Source organism: Clavibacter sp. VKM Ac-2872, assembly GCF_015351105.1.
Lineage (GTDB): Bacteria > Actinomycetota > Actinomycetes > Actinomycetales > Microbacteriaceae > Clavibacter.
Map to the genome: position 1 here is coordinate 605,300 of NZ_JADKRR010000001.1, position 12,767 is coordinate 618,066.

At 74.2% G+C, this 12,767-nt stretch carries 17 protein-coding genes and 1 pseudogene; 7 read left to right on the forward strand and 11 right to left on the reverse strand.

Features of this window, described 5'->3' with window-relative positions; all coding sequences use genetic code 11:
* Positions 1–7 precede the first annotated feature (7 nt).
* The 3 genes from ITJ40_RS02980 to ITJ40_RS02990 all read right to left on the reverse strand — a co-directional run bounded on the left by ITJ40_RS02980 (position 8) and on the right by ITJ40_RS02990 (position 1,866).
* Positions 8–409, reverse strand: coding sequence for a hypothetical protein (locus tag ITJ40_RS02980; protein ID WP_194665670.1), 402 nt, complete (start codon positions 407–409; stop codon positions 8–10).
* A 159-nt stretch (positions 410–568) separates the two neighbouring features.
* Positions 569–1,327 carry a hypothetical protein gene (locus ITJ40_RS02985; protein ID WP_194665671.1) on the reverse strand — a complete coding sequence of 253 codons (759 nt, stop codon included), beginning with the start codon at positions 1,325–1,327 and terminating at the stop codon, positions 569–571.
* A 137-nt stretch (positions 1,328–1,464) separates the two neighbouring features.
* Entirely contained in the window at positions 1,465–1,866 is a 402-nt protein-coding gene (locus tag ITJ40_RS02990; protein WP_194665672.1) for a hypothetical protein, read from the reverse strand.
* Positions 1,867–2,037: 171 nt separating this feature from the next.
* Here ITJ40_RS02990 and ITJ40_RS02995 point away from each other — a divergent pair, with 171 nt between their 5' ends.
* On the forward strand, positions 2,038–2,442 hold the full coding sequence (locus ITJ40_RS02995) for a RidA family protein (protein ID WP_194665673.1): 405 nt from the start codon (positions 2,038–2,040) through the stop codon (positions 2,440–2,442).
* 49 nt (positions 2,443–2,491) lie between these two features.
* Here ITJ40_RS02995 and ITJ40_RS03000 read toward each other — a convergent pair whose 3' ends face one another.
* Positions 2,492–2,650, reverse strand: a complete 159-nt coding sequence (locus tag ITJ40_RS03000) for a hypothetical protein (protein ID WP_194665674.1) — start codon at positions 2,648–2,650, stop codon at positions 2,492–2,494.
* A gap of 111 nt (positions 2,651–2,761) precedes the next feature.
* Positions 2,762–3,763: an adenosine deaminase gene (locus ITJ40_RS03005; protein ID WP_194665675.1), complete on the reverse strand. Its 1,002-nt coding sequence runs from the start codon at positions 3,761–3,763 to the stop codon at positions 2,762–2,764.
* Positions 3,764–3,841: 78 nt separating this feature from the next.
* Here ITJ40_RS03005 and ITJ40_RS03010 point away from each other — a divergent pair, with 78 nt between their 5' ends.
* The 3 genes from ITJ40_RS03010 to ITJ40_RS03020 all read left to right on the forward strand — a co-directional run bounded on the left by ITJ40_RS03010 (position 3,842) and on the right by ITJ40_RS03020 (position 5,458).
* Positions 3,842–4,105 (forward strand): hypothetical protein, encoded by a 264-nt coding sequence (locus ITJ40_RS03010; RefSeq protein ID WP_194665676.1) that lies wholly within the window; start codon positions 3,842–3,844, stop codon positions 4,103–4,105.
* Between the two features lie 49 nt (positions 4,106–4,154).
* Positions 4,155–4,598, forward strand: a complete 444-nt coding sequence (locus ITJ40_RS03015) for a VOC family protein (protein WP_194665677.1) — start codon at positions 4,155–4,157, stop codon at positions 4,596–4,598.
* Positions 4,599–4,693: 95 nt separating this feature from the next.
* The gene (locus ITJ40_RS03020; RefSeq protein ID WP_194665678.1) at positions 4,694–5,458 is read left to right on the forward strand and encodes a CPBP family intramembrane glutamic endopeptidase; all 765 of its coding nucleotides are present in this window, start codon (positions 4,694–4,696) and stop codon (positions 5,456–5,458) included.
* Positions 5,459–5,530: 72 nt separating this feature from the next.
* Here ITJ40_RS03020 and ITJ40_RS17370 read toward each other — a convergent pair.
* The 3 genes and pseudogenes from ITJ40_RS17370 to ITJ40_RS03030 form a co-directional block, all read right to left on the reverse strand.
* Positions 5,531–6,286 (reverse strand): annotated as a pseudogene (locus ITJ40_RS17370) (MFS transporter); the annotation flags it as partial.
* Entirely contained in the window at positions 6,268–6,594 is a 327-nt protein-coding gene (locus ITJ40_RS16915; RefSeq protein WP_228511756.1) for a hypothetical protein, read from the reverse strand. The pseudogene ITJ40_RS17370 and the gene ITJ40_RS16915, both read right to left, overlap by 19 nt.
* Before the next feature lie 87 nt (positions 6,595–6,681).
* Entirely contained in the window at positions 6,682–7,332 is a 651-nt protein-coding gene (locus tag ITJ40_RS03030; protein WP_194665679.1) for a histidine phosphatase family protein, read from the reverse strand.
* A 71-nt stretch (positions 7,333–7,403) separates the two neighbouring features.
* Here ITJ40_RS03030 and ITJ40_RS03035 point away from each other — a divergent pair, with 71 nt between their 5' ends.
* Complete coding sequence (locus ITJ40_RS03035) at positions 7,404–8,483, forward strand: ATP-binding protein (RefSeq protein ID WP_370531977.1); 1,080 nt, start codon at positions 7,404–7,406, stop codon at positions 8,481–8,483.
* Positions 8,480–10,270 (forward strand): hypothetical protein, encoded by a 1,791-nt coding sequence (locus tag ITJ40_RS03040; protein ID WP_370531978.1) that lies wholly within the window; start codon positions 8,480–8,482, stop codon positions 10,268–10,270. The genes ITJ40_RS03035 and ITJ40_RS03040 overlap by 4 nt, the downstream gene beginning before the upstream one ends.
* 6 nt (positions 10,271–10,276) lie before the next feature.
* Here ITJ40_RS03040 and ITJ40_RS03045 read toward each other — a convergent pair whose 3' ends face one another.
* The 3 genes from ITJ40_RS03045 to ITJ40_RS03055 all read right to left on the reverse strand — a co-directional run bounded on the left by ITJ40_RS03045 (position 10,277) and on the right by ITJ40_RS03055 (position 11,685).
* A complete protein-coding gene (locus tag ITJ40_RS03045) occupies positions 10,277–10,582 on the reverse strand; it encodes a hypothetical protein (RefSeq protein ID WP_194665681.1) in 306 nt (101 codons plus the stop codon).
* 26 nt (positions 10,583–10,608) lie between these two features.
* Complete coding sequence (locus ITJ40_RS03050; protein WP_194665682.1) at positions 10,609–10,749, reverse strand: hypothetical protein; 141 nt, start codon at positions 10,747–10,749, stop codon at positions 10,609–10,611.
* A 102-nt stretch (positions 10,750–10,851) separates the two neighbouring features.
* Positions 10,852–11,685, reverse strand: a complete 834-nt coding sequence (locus ITJ40_RS03055; RefSeq protein WP_194665683.1) for an alpha/beta hydrolase — start codon at positions 11,683–11,685, stop codon at positions 10,852–10,854.
* Positions 11,686–11,825: 140 nt separating this feature from the next.
* Here ITJ40_RS03055 and ITJ40_RS03060 point away from each other — a divergent pair, with 140 nt between their 5' ends.
* Positions 11,826–12,704 carry a hypothetical protein gene (locus tag ITJ40_RS03060; RefSeq protein ID WP_194665684.1) on the forward strand — a complete coding sequence of 293 codons (879 nt, stop codon included), beginning with the start codon at positions 11,826–11,828 and terminating at the stop codon, positions 12,702–12,704.
* Positions 12,705–12,767: the final 63 nt, after the last annotated feature.

A 12,767-nucleotide genomic window follows, 5' to 3' on the forward strand; every position in this document is an offset into this window, starting at 1 on the left:
CGCGCGGCTAGCCGAACGGCCACTCCGCGTGCGTGTGCGGCACCGCGACCACCTGCACGTCGTCCTCGTAGACGATGCGGCCGGGCGTGCGGGTGCGCAGCTCGTGCCACGGCACGTCGTGCCGGTCGAGGAGGTCGAGGTACTCGCGCGTGACGGCGAGGAGGTCGACGGCGTCGACGCGGAACCAGGCGCGCGCCCGCGGGTTGAGCGTGCGGTCGTAGCAGCCGGGGATCACCGTGGAGGGATCCGCGTACGCCGCGTTCATATGCGCGTTGGAGGCCGCGATCCAGGCCATCTCCTGCTCGGATAGGCGGCTCTCGTCACGCAGGCCGTTCGCGAGGGCGAAGACGCCGGGGAAGGTGCCGTGGCGGTTGGGGGCGGCGCTCTGGAAGCGCACGAACTCGGGCATCCGGCGAGGGTAGCCCAGGGCGCTGGCCGTCCACGGGTGGCGGCCGGGCCTGTCTGGCTGGATCACCGACCTCGGACGACCGAGGGCCGGGCGGGAGAGGATCCTCCCGCCCGGCCCTCGGCCGGTGCCGCGCGCGTCAGGGACGCGCAGTCGGACGCATCAACCGCAGTGCGACTGCCAGAACTGGGGGATCCTGATGTAGAAGCCCCGGCCGTGGCAGATGCCGTTGGTCTTGACGATCTCCATGACCCCACCCATCGCCGCCGCCATCAGGACGCAGCTGATCTTCGAGAGGTCAGGGAAGGCGGCGCAGATGGCGCCGACGGCGGCGGCGGCACCGGCGGTGAGGAGCCCGCGGAGCCACGCGTTGTTGATGTAGAGCTCCCGGTGGTCGATGGTGACGTGGATGTGGGGGACGAACTTGGTCCACCAGTGCTTGCTCTCCGTCACCGGCGCGCCGGCGGCCAGCGGGGTCGGGTGGTAGGAGGTGGTGCTGTCGAGCGCGGCGGCGACCTGGTCGTCCGAGGACGCGGTCTTGAACGCCTGGACGGTCGCCGCCATCTTCGGGTCGGCCTCGGCGGACGCGCGGAGCTCCGCGCCGGCCTTGGCCTGGGCGGCCTCCTCCGCGGGCGTCAGGTCCAGCCACTTGTCGAGGTGGTGACCCGCGACGGTCAGGCCGGTCTTGCCGACCGCCGTCATGTCGGCGTCGGAGATCTTGCCGGCGTTGACGTCGTCGAGGAAGTGGCCGTGCTCGAGGGACGCGGCGACGCGCTCCTGGGGGGACGTGGGGCCGGCGGCGAACGCTCCGCTGCCGGGGGCTGCGACGACGAGGCCGAGGGCCGCGACGACGGTGAGCGCGGTGGTCACGAGCATCTTGCGCGGGGTGAGGGACCGGGTGGCCCTCGAACGGGTGGACATGGTGATGTGCCTCCTTGTGTGCGGTGTCGGTCACCGCACTCAGAAGGTAGGAGCGGGGAGTCGGCTGTGCGGGTAGTCCCCAGTCGCGCAGGTGAAGACCAGACGAACGACTAGGGAAAGCGCTGCACCGCCGTCGTCTAGCGGAACGGCCAGTCGTCGATCGTGTGCGCGGTCGCGATCACCTGCACGCCGTCGGCGTAGACGATCCGGCCGGGCGTGCGGGTGCGCAGCTCCTGCCAGGGGACGTCGTGCCGGTCGAGGAGGGCGAGGTACTCCGCCGTGAAGGCGAGGAGGTCCGTGGCGTCGGCCAGGAACCAGGCGCGCGCCCCGGGATTCTTGTCGCGGTCGTAGCAGTCGGGATCGACGGAGCGCGGATCCGCGTAGGCCTCGGCGGCGCGCGCGTTCGCGGCGTCCATCCACTCGGCCTCCTCTGCGGAGAGGATGCCGCTCAGCCGCAGGCCGTTCGCCAGCGCGAAGACGCCGGGGAACGTGCCGCGGCGGTTGGGCACGGCGCTCTGGAAGCGGACGTAGTCGGGCATGCGGCGATGCTAGGGAGACGGGCTGCGGATCCGACCGGGCGGGGGCGGAGCGGACATCCGGACGCGCGGAGCGGACATCCGGACGGTCCTCGGCGGACATCCGGCGACCGACCCGGGGATGGGAGGCTGGTGAGGCCGCGGGTATCCGCCCGCGTGCGAGACGGGAGATGCATGACCGCCGTGACCCTGATCCGCTCCGCCGCCCTCTCCGGGGTCGCCGAGTACGCCTACGCGGCGACCGCCCCCGCCGAGGCGCGGCTCGTCTTCCTCGCGGGATCGTGCCCGCTCGACGCGGACGGCCGGACCGTGGGGATCGGCGACCCCGCCGCGCAGGCCGCGCGCTGCGTCGAGAACCTGCGCCTCGCGCTCGAGGCCGCGGGCGCGACGCTCGCCGACCTGGTGAGCACGCGCGTGCTCGTCGCCTCCGGCAGGCAGGCCGACCTCGTGGCCGCGTGGGAGGTCGTGCGCGACGCCCTCGCCCCGCACGATCCGCCGAGCACGCTGCTCGGCGTCACCGTGCTCGGCTACGACGACCAGCTCGTCGAGGTCGAGGCCGTCGCGGCCGTCGTCGACTGAGCGGCCCGCGGATCACCGGACGTCACCCGGGTGCGCGCCTGACCACCCGTCACCGGCGTGGGCGCGCCTCCCGCATGGCGAGCACGCCCATGGAGGCGGCGAGCGCGACGGACGCGGCGGCGAGCGCCCACTGGTCCGACAGCGCGGTCGCGACGGCGGCGACGAGGAATGCGGCGACGGCGATCCACCAGAGTGCGACGCGGTTCATGTCCGACCTCCCTGAGCGGTCGAGCATCGCCGCCCGCATCCAGGGTGCCGCCCGCCCCGGTCGCGGACAAGCGTCGGACGGGAACGGGGGCGCGAGTTCCCGGAGGGCGGCTCAGAGGGCGGCGGCGCGCCAGGCCGTGATCTCGTCCGCGAGCTCCGCCTTGCGCGCGGGCGAGGCGAACGAGGCCTCCACCGAGTTGCGGGCGAGGAGCGCGACGGCGTCGTCGTCGAACGCGTGGGCCACGCGCAGCTGGCGCAGGTTCTCGCCGAGGTAGCCGCCGAAGTAGGCGGGGTCGTCGCTGTTCACGGTCGCGAGCACGCCGCGCGCGAGCAGCTCGGGCAGCGCGTGCTCGTCGAGCGTCTCGTTCACGCCGAGGCGCACGTTCGAGAGCGGGCAGACGGTGAGCGGGATCCGCTCGGCGACGAGCCGGTCGACGAGCGCGGGATCCTCGAGGCAGCGCACCCCGTGGTCCACCCGCTCCACGTGCAGCAGATCGAGCGCCTCGTGGATGTAGGCCGGCGGCCCCTCCTCGCCCGCGTGCGCGACCGCGTGCAGGCCGAGCTCGCGGGCGCGCGCGAAGACGTCGACGAACAGGGAAGGCGGGTAGCCGACCTCGGCCGAGTCGAGGCCCACGGCGAGCAGCTCGTGCGCGCGGTCGGCGACCGACTCGAGCGTCGCCATCGCCTCCGCGACCGGCCGGTCGCGGAGGAAGCTGAGGATCAAGCCGCCGGAGATGCCGTGGCGCACGCGGGCATCGCGGAGGGCATCGAGCAGTCCGTCGAGCACGTCGTCGACGGGCACGCCGCGGGTCGTGTGCGCCTGGGGGTCGAACGACATCTCGACGTGACGGATCCCGTCGGCCGCGGCCCGCTCGAGGTACGCGGCGGCGAGGTCGTGGAAGTCGCGGCGCGTGCGGAGGACGGCGGTGCACGCGTAGTAGAGGTCGAGGAACGACTGCAGGTCGGTGAACGCGTAGCGCGAGCGGAGGTCCTCGATGCCCGCGTACGGCAGCGCGACGCCGTTGCGCTCGGCCAGCTCGAACACCAGCTCCGGTTCGAGCGTGCCCTCCACGTGCAGGTGCAGCTCGGCGGTGGGCGGGAGCGTGGAGATCATTCGTCCACGCTAACGGGCGGGAAGCGGGGCGACCGCCGGGTCGGACGCGGGGCGGGCGACCGCTCGTAGGCTCGTCGGATGGAGGCGTTCGAGGTCACGGTGCTCGGGGAGCGGTGGCGCATCGCCGAGCGCGAGCCCAGGGGTGCGACTCCGTCCTACGACCTCGACTGGCTGGACGGGCCGGCGGACGGCACGTACGGGTTCACGGTCGGCGGAGCGCCGCGCACGCCACAGCAGCTGATCGCCGAAGCGACCGCGTTCGTGGAGGGCTTCTCCGAGCCGGGCGGGATCGGCGAGGACTTCCCGGGCTTCGTCCCCGCCCGCTTCCGCGAGGCAGGGTGACGCCGGCCGGCGCCGCTCCGGCCCGCGACCCGTCTGCGAGCATGGCCGCATGGATCCCGACGCCGAGCCCGACCTCGTCCCCGAGCTGCTGGTCACCGACCTCGCCGCGAGCCTCGCGTTCTGGCGCGACCTCTGCGGCTTCCAGGTGCGGTACGACCGCCCGGACGAGGGGTTCGCGTACATCGCCCGCGGCGGCGCGCACCTCATGCTCGAGCAGACGGGGATCATCCGGAACTGGGTGACGGGCCCGCTGGAGCGGCCGTTCGGGCGGGGGATCAACTTCCAGATCGCCGTCGAGGACGCCGACGTCCTGGCGGAGGCGCTCGCCGCGGCGGGCGTCGCCCTCTTCCTCGAGCCGGAGACGACCTGGTACCGGATCGACGACGAGGAGACCGGCGTGCGCCAGTTCCTCGTGCAGGATCCCGACGGCTACCTCGTGCGCTTCCAGTCGTCGATCGGGCAGCGGCCGGCGGAGGATCCGGCGGCCGACTGACGCTGTCGGCGCCCGGAGCGACCGCCGGCGCGGACGGCCGGGATCTCATCCCTCCGGTCGAGCCGCGCGGAGGATCCACCGGCCACGCTGGGAGCATGCCCTCCGACGCGACCGTGATCCACCGGGACGAGCCCGCCACCCCGAGCAGCGAGCGGGCCGAGGCCGCGGACGTCCCCCGGGCATCGCTCGGCCCGCGTGCGATCGTCCTGATCCTCGCGGCCCTGCTGATCGTCACGGTCGTCGTGTTCGGCGCGGTGCTGGTCGGGCTCCTGCTCGTCCCCGGTGCCCGCGCGGCATTCGTCCCGGTGATGGCGGCGGCGCTCCTCGTGCACCCGGCGTCGATGCTCCTGACGCTGCACGTGGGTCTGCGCCGGGCGAGGAGCGGGTGGCGCGCGATCGGGCTGCGGCGGCCCACCGTCCGGATGCTGCACCTGCTCTGGCAGGTCCCGACGATCCTGGTCCTGCTCCTCCTGGTCCAGGGGCTCGCCCTGCTCCTCACCGGGGATCCCGCGACCGAGGGGCGTGCGGTCGACACGCTCGTCGCGGACACGGCGCCCGTCGTGGTCGCCGTCCTCATCGGCGTCGTCCTCCTCACCCCGCTCTGGGAGGAGGTCGTCTTCCGCGGCCTCGTCCGCGGCGGGCTCCGCCGACGCCTCGGCCCGGTGGCGGCATCCCTGCTCGGCGCCATGATCTTCGCGGCGTGCCACGGGGTGCCCGTGCTGCTGCCCTACATGCTGACGCTGGGCCTGTCGCTCGCCTACCTGCGCGAGTTCCACCGCACCCTGTGGGCGCCGCTGTGCATGCACGTCGTCGTGAACGGACTGGCGACGGGAGTCGCGCTGGCCGCCCTGCACGCGTGATCGGCGGCGGCGCCGTCCGGACGCGACCGCCGCCACGTCGTGCACCGACGGGTCGCGCACCACGGATCCGACCCGCCGCGTGTTCGTGAACAGCCCGGACGCGAGGCCGGGGTTCGCGAAGGCGTCCTGGAGGACGGTCAGCCCGATGCCGGCGACCGACGCGAAGAACCACGCGTTGAGCGGCTGGAGGGCGAGCAGCTGCCACGGCTCCCGGGCGGCCGCGGCGAGGCCGTAGTACAGGATCCCGCAGGCCCAGCCCGTGCCGAGCAGGACGCGGGTCGACGTCCGCTCGTGCAGCCGACCCATGATGAGCAGCGCCGGGATCTCGACGAGCGCCGCGGCGCCCAGCACGACGCCCGCCCAGGCGATCGGCGCGTCCAGGTCGTCGGCGACGTAGAGGGCCAGCACGGTCACCGTCGCGCTGTTCGTGGCCTGCAGCAGGGTGAACGCCGTCACGATCCGCCACCGCGACCAGCCGCGCAGCTGCGCGATCAGCGACGGCCGGACCGCGGCCGGATCGCGCGCGGGCACGGGTCCGCGGCGGCGGAGGAGCAGCAGCGCGGTGACGACGTTGACGACGCTGATCCCGAGGAGGAGCAGGAGGGCCGAGGGCGTCCCGGCCGCACCGGTCACGAGCGTCGCGAGCGGCGGCCCGACCACCCAGGCGGACGACACGATCGCGCGCGTGCGGATGATCCGGGCGGGCGGCGCCCCCTCGTGGCGCAGCTGCGCGAACAGCAGCGTCGACCCCACGCCCGGCGGCCCGCCCAGCACGACGAGGGCGATCACGGCGACGGGGAGCGCGGTCGTCACCGCGAGGACGACCACCAGGCCGACCCGGTGATCGCGCAGAGCACGAGGGGGCGGAGGTAGTCGCCGCGGCGATCCGCGAGGGTCGGGATCTCGAGCGACGCCACGAAGCCGCCCGCGTTGTAGACGCCCAGGACGACGCCCACCTGCGCGGGCGTCGCGCCGTACAGCGCGACGAGGAGCACGGCGAGGAGCGGATCGAGGACGGCGAACTGCAGCGCCCAGGACCACGCGGCCGTCGGCCACAGGAATCGCCCCGGGTCGCGGTCCGGCGGCAGCCGCGGATCCTCGTCGCCGTCCGAGCCGCTCCCGCCCGCCGTCGCCATGCCGCCACTCAACCGGGTTCCGGGCGGCGACGCCAGTCCCGTCCCAGGGTCCCGCGCGGTCGAGCGGACGGCGGTGCGCGTCGGGACCTAGGCCGTCGGCTCGCCCGTCGGCCCGGACGGGGCGTCGTCGCCCACGCCGCTCGCGGGTTCGCCCTCCCACGACTCGAGGGCCCAGTCGCGGCCCGATCCCTCGAGCACGACGACGCCGGTGTTCTCCAGCGCGTGGTCGGCGACGAAGGCCGCGTCGAGGCCGCGGGCCCGCATCCCCGCCCAGCAGCGGATGGCGGCGCCGTGGCTGACGAGCGCGACCGTGCCGTGGCCCGCCCCCTCCGCTTCCGCGACGACGGCGTCGAACCGCGTCGCGAACCCCCGGCCGGTCTCCCCGCCCGCCAGGGGCAGGTCGTCCTCGCCGGCGACCCAGCGGATCATCGTCTCCAGGTACTCCCCGACCGCATCCCGGTCACCGCGCATCTCCAGCCCGCCCGCGCCGATCTCCCGGATCCCCGCGCGCTCGACGGGAGCGAGGCCGAGCGCCCGGGCGAGCGGCGCGGCCGTCTCGTGGGTGCGCAGCATGGTCGACACGTAGAGAGCGCCGATCGCCTCGCCCCGCAGGGTCTCGGGCAGGCGCGCCGCCTGCGCTCGCCCGAGCTCCGTGAGCCCGGGGCCGGGGATGCGGGTGTCCAGGACGCCCGCCACGTTGGATGAGGTCTGGCCGTGGCGGATGAGGATCAGGCGCATGCCCCGACGGTAGCGCGGAGCCCATGTGCACTCGGCCCGGTTCGCGTGCGCCCGACACGGGAGGATGGCCCGTGCGCGCCCTCCACCCCATCACCCCCGCCCAGCTGCCGGACGTCCTGCTCCGCGTCGCGCTGGCACGTCCCGTCCACCTGTGGGGTGCGCCGGGGATCGGGAAGTCGACCATGGTCGAGGCCTTCGCGCGGGACCTCGGCATGGACTGCGTCACGCTCATGGCGACGCAGCTCGCGCCCGAGGACGTCGCGGGTGTGCCGCAGCTGATCACCCGCGAGGACGGCGTGACGTTCTCCCGGTTCGCCCCTCCCGAGATGCTCGTGCGCAGCGAGCCCTTCGTGCTCTTCCTCGACGAGCTGAACGGGGCGCGGCCCGAGGTGCAGAAGTCGCTGTACTCGCTGGTCCTCACGGGCCGGGTCGGGGATCACCGCCTCCCGCCGGGCAGCGTCGTGATCGCGGCCGGGAACCGGGCGACCGACCAGGCGGCGATCAAGCCGATGCCGGCACCCCTCGTCAACCGGTTCGTGCACGTGCACCTGCGCTCGTCCGTGGACGACTGGCTCGCCTGGGCCGTCGACGCGCAGATCCACCCGGCGGTGGTGGAGTACGTCACCCAGCGTCCCGACCACCTCCACGTCGAGCCGCCCAAGACCGAGGAGGCGTTCTCGACGCCCCGGTCGTGGCACGCGTTCGCCGACGCGCTCACCTCGTGGGGCGAGGATCCGGACCCGGACGTCGTCGCGATGCTCGCCGCGGGCTGCGTCTCGGCGTCGCACGCCGCCTCGTTCGCCGCCTGGTACAAGATGCGCGAGCGGGCGTACGACCTCGACGCGATCATCCGCGGCGACCTGCGCTGGCCGGCCGAGGTCGCCGACCGCGACCTCCTGCACTTCCACGCCCTCTCGTTCCGCGCCCGGCTCGCGAAGGAGCTCCCCGCCGACATGCGCCACGCGTCGCCGGCCGGTCGGCAGTTCGCGATCCGCGCCAAGGGCCTGCTGATCGAGCTGGCCGACCTCTCGCTCGAGATCGCGCAGATCGTGGTCGCGCCGGACGACTCGGGCGCGCCGATCCTCCCCGCCTGGTTCCTCGTCGAGCTCGTGCGGGACGTGCCCCGGCTCGCGGAGAAGCGCTCGGCGTGACGCCCCGGAGGAACGCGACGGGACCCAAGGACCCGGGGCTCGCGGCGGTGATGCTCGGCTGGAGCAGCGTCCGCCGGCACCCGATGTTCTCCCACATCGCCAAGGAGCTGGGCGTGCGACGGTTCGCCGGGCTGCGCCCGGACGACGGGTGGGCGCAGGTGGACTCCGAGACGTGCGACATCGTCGTCGACCCCGACCGGCGGGCCAGCCCGGAGGAGTGGTCGTGGGTGTTCGCGCACCTGGTGCTGCACCTGGGGTTCGGCCACCTCGAGCCGCGTCCGCCGGCATCCTCCCGGGCCGAGGCCACGGCGGCCGACGTGGAGGTGGGCCGCTTCCTCTCCTCGCTCAAGTTCGGGCGGACCCCGTTCGCGCTGCCCGCCGTGTGGCCTGTCGGCGCGCCCGAGCGCCTCGCCGCGGAATGGCGGCTGTCCGGCGTCCCGGCCGGGTTCGAGACCTGCGGCACGGCGGGCGCGGCGCCCTGCGTCACGAAGGGCCGGCGCTCGTACGGCGGCCCGCCCGACTGGCCGCAGCTCTTCGCCTACGGGCTGACCGACGCGGTGTCGGCCGCCATGGACGTGGCCGGCGGCGCGCGGCGCTCCCTCGACGACCCCTCGGCGCCGCTGCAGCCGTGGGAGCGGGCGCGTCGGTGGTTCCTGTCGGCGTACCCGCTCCTCGGGGCCACCACGTCGACCCTCACCCTGGTCGCCGACGCCGAGCTGGCGCGCGGGTGGGACATCCCCGTCGCGGCGGTGGATCCGGTCGCCGGCGAGCTGTACGTGAACCCGCTCGCCGTGCACTCGGAGCAGGAGTGGCGCTTCATCCTGGCCCACGAGACGCTTCATGCCGCCCTGTCCCACCACACCCGCATCGGCGGACGCGACCCGTACCTCTTCAACATCGCGACGGACTTCGTCATCAACGGCTGGCTGCTCGAGATGGCCGTGGGGCAGATGCCCGCCGGCCTCCTCCACGACCCGCGGTTCGCCGGGCGGTCGAGCGAGGAGGTCTACGACGCGATCGCCACGGACGCGCGCCGGTACCGCAAGCTGGCCACCCTGCGCGGCCGCGCCCAGCCGGACGTCCTCGACGCCGGCGGCCGGATGCCGAGCGCGGGCGCGTCGGTCGACCTCGACGAGCTGCTCCGGCGCTCGCTGGGGACGGGCCTCGATCTGCACGTGGCCGAGGGCCGCGGCCATCTCCCGTCGGCGCTGGTGGCGGAGATCCGCGCGCTCGCGCAGCCGCCCCTGCGCTGGGACGTCGAGCTCGCCCGCTGGTTCGAGGAGCTGTTCCCGGCCCTGGATCCGGTGCAGACGTACTCCCGTCCCTCCCGGCGGCAGGCCGCGACGCCCGACATCCCGCGACCCGGCTGGCTCACGCCCGACGTGCCGACCGTGCAGCGGACGTTCGGCGTCGTCCTCGACACCTCGGGATCCATGGACGCGCGCCTCCTCGGGAAGGCCCTCGGCGCCATCGCGTCGTACGCCCGTGCCCACGACGTGCCCGCCGCGCGAGTCGTGTTCTGCGACGCCGCGGCCTACGACGCCGGGTACCTCGACGTCGACGACATCGCCGGCCGCGTGCGCGTGCGGGGTCGCGGCGGCACGGTGCTGCAGCCGGCCGTGCACCTGCTCGAGCGCGCCGAGGACTTCCCCGACGACGGCCCGATCCTCGTCATCACGGACGGCGCGATCGACGTCCTCCGGATCCGCCGCCCCCACGCGTTCCTGCTCCCGGAGGGAGCGAGCCTCCCGTTCCGCCCGAAGGGACCCGTCTTCCGGTTCTCCTGAGCGCGCCTAGGTCGACGCGGGATCTCCGGCCAGCTCCGGCAGGAGCTCGAGCGCGGCCGGGTGCAGCCGCGGCCGCCGCGGCTCGGGGAGCAGCGCGACGACGGGCCCGTAGGTCATGAGGAAGGCCTGGAAGTTCAGGATGCCGAACAGCGCGAGGTCGTGGTCGTCGAGCGGCTCACCGCGATGCAGGCGGATCAGGGCGTCGCGGGCGCCCAGCGATCCCACGAGGAGGCCCAGGTTGATCGCCCCGTCCTCGTCGCCAGCGGCCCACGGGCGCAACGGATGCTCCCACGGGCCCGGGTTGACGATCATCCGTCCGGTGCCTCCTCCGTCGTGCGTCATGCGGGCGTCCCCGGATCCTCGCTCGCCCTCGTGGCGGCCTCCATCGCCCGGAGCCTCTTCAGCTCCGCCGACGGCCAGAAGGCGATCCAGGCGATGGACGCGATCGCCGCGCCCATGATCATCGAGGAGATGTCCATGCGATCGACGCTACCGACCCCGCGCACGCGGGCGCGTCCGTCGCGTGGCGGACGGACCCGCGGCGGACCCGCCGACCCCGATCACGTCGCGGGAGGCCGCGCTCACGCGCCGGTCGAGCCGCCCGACGCCCCCGCCGCCCGCAGGAGGTGGCCGTGCAGGAAGTCCGCGGTGCGCTCGAGGGCGTCGGTGCGGATGCTCATCTCGGCGAAGTCGTGGTGGCCGCCCGCCACCAGCATGAGCTCGTGCGGCACGCCCTGCTCCGCCAGGGTCGCGGCCAGGGAGAGGCTCTGCTCCACCGGCACGACCCGGTCGTCCGTGCCGTGCAGGAGGAACGTCGGCGGCGACCCGGGGGTGATGTGGTCGGACGGCCGGAACCACCGCCCGCCCTCCTCGTCGGGTGCCCCGAGCGCTGCTCGGAGCGGCGAGCCCGACTCGCGGAAGCCGGCGGAGATCAGCGGGTCGTGCATGCCGTACCAGCTGGCCACGGCGCAGATCCCCTCGGATTCGGCGGCGCCGACGATGGTGGCGATGGTCGCACCTGCCGAGTTCCCCCACAGCGCGACGGCCGCGGGATCGAGGTTGAGCTCGGACGCGTGCGCGCGGAGGTAGCGGATGGCCTCGCGGACGTCGTCGAGCGGCGCGGGGAAGCGCGCCTCGTTGCTCGTCCGGTAGTCGACGCTCGCGACCGCGACGCCGCGCTCCGCGAGCCGCACCAGGGCGGGGAGGTAGCGGACGCGGTGGACGTTGCGGAAGCCGCCGCCCTTGATGAACACCACCAGCGGCGTGGGGGACGCGGACACCGGCTTCAGGAGGTCGAAGTGCAGCTTCCGTCCGCCGGGGAGGAGGTGCCCGTCCTGGAACTGGGCGTAGACGAGGTCCGGGTAGTGCTCGACGAAGGAGCGTGTCGGCTCGGTGAGGCGCACGGTGTGGGTCATGGTCTCCCGCCCTTCGGGGTCGGCCGCCGTGGGCGCCGGCGGGACGCCCCGGGTGAGGGGGACTCACGGGAGCATCCTGCATCCCCCGCCCTGGGAGGCGGTCGGGCGCGTGGCGGGACCGCGACCGCTATGGTGCGGGGATGCCCGCGAACGCGACCCGTCCCCGCCTCCTCTTCGTCAGCGACCTGGGCTACCGGGCGAAGGGCCGCCGGTACTGCGACGAGGACATCGCCCTGTCCGCCCGCCTCGGCGCGGACTTCGACGTCGCGATCTGCCACCCGTCGGCGGCGGTGGGCCTCATGGACCGGTTCGACGTCGTCGTGGTCCGCAACAGCGGGCCGGTGATCCACGACATGGCCGGATACGAGGCGTTCCGGACGGCGGCGCGGGAGAGCGGCGTCCCGGTCTTCACCGACCTCCGCGGCAAGGCCGACCAGGTCGGCAAGCAGTACCTGCTCGACCTCTTCGCCGCGGGATATCCGGTGATCCCCACCGTCGACGACCTCGTGCACCTCGACCGGCTCCCCGCGGTGGACGCCTTCGTGGTGAAGCCGCGGTTCGGCGCCGACTCCCTGGGCCTCGAGTTCGTCACGCGCGACGACCTCGCGACCGTCGACCTCGGGGGCCGGCTCCTGCAGCCCCGCATCGACTTCGCGCACGAGATCTCGTTCTGCTTCGTCGACCGAACGCCGCAGTACGCGCTGTACGCCCCGGATCCGGCCGCCAGGTGGCGGCTCGAGCCCTACGCGGCCACCCCGGCCGACTGGGACTTCGCGCAGCGGTTCGTCGACTGGAACGACGTCGAGCACGGCATCCAGCGGGTCGACGCGTGCCGCACCCGGGAGGGGGAGCTGCTGCTCGTGGAGCTGGAGGACCTCAACCCGTACCTCTCGCTCGACCTCGTCGACGAGGCCGCGCGGGACGCGTTCGTCCACAGCATGACGCGGTCGCTGCACGCCCTGCTGCGGGTGTCTGCGCAGCCCGCGCCCGGCCGCGGAGACGCCCCGCGGATCGACTGATCCGCCGGGTCCCTCGTCTGCGCGGGAGGGCGGAGCGCACACCCCCGCCGCCCGAGGCTTCCC